A 331-nucleotide genomic window follows, 5' to 3' on the forward strand; every position below is an offset into this window, starting at 1 on the left:
GTGGAGGATGACGGGATCGAACCGCCGACCCCCTGCTTGTAAGGCAGGTGCTCTCCCAGCTGAGCTAATCCTCCGAAGTGGTGACCCGTACGGGATTCGAACCCGTGTTACCGCCGTGAAAGGGCGGTGTCTTAACCACTTGACCAACGGGCCAGTATGTATGGCAGAGAAGAAGGGATTCGAACCCTCGCACCGCGTTAGCGATCTACTCCCTTAGCAGGGGAGCCCCTTGAGCCACTTGGGTACTTCTCTGTATGGCTCCGCAGGTAGGACTCGAACCTACGACCGATCGGTTAACAGCCGATAGCTCTACCACTGAGCTACTGCGGAA

The 331-nt window shown here is 57.7% G+C and carries 4 tRNA genes; all 4 read right to left on the reverse strand.

Features of this window, described 5'->3' with window-relative positions:
• Position 1: 1 nt before the first annotated feature.
• The 4 genes from JDS82_RS29115 to JDS82_RS29130 all read right to left on the reverse strand — a co-directional run bounded on the left by JDS82_RS29115 (position 2) and on the right by JDS82_RS29130 (position 330).
• Positions 2–74 (reverse strand) — tRNA-Val (locus tag JDS82_RS29115).
• A gap of 4 nt (positions 75–78) precedes the next feature.
• A tRNA-Glu gene (locus JDS82_RS29120) sits at positions 79–153 on the reverse strand.
• Between the two features lie 8 nt (positions 154–161).
• Positions 162–252, reverse strand: a tRNA-Ser gene (locus tag JDS82_RS29125).
• A 3-nt stretch (positions 253–255) separates the two neighbouring features.
• Positions 256–330 (reverse strand) — tRNA-Asn (locus JDS82_RS29130).
• Position 331: the final 1 nt, after the last annotated feature.

Source organism: Bacillus cereus group sp. N14 (assembly GCF_016483555.1).
In the GTDB taxonomy this organism is placed as follows: domain Bacteria; phylum Bacillota; class Bacilli; order Bacillales; family Bacillaceae_G; genus Bacillus_A; species Bacillus_A wiedmannii.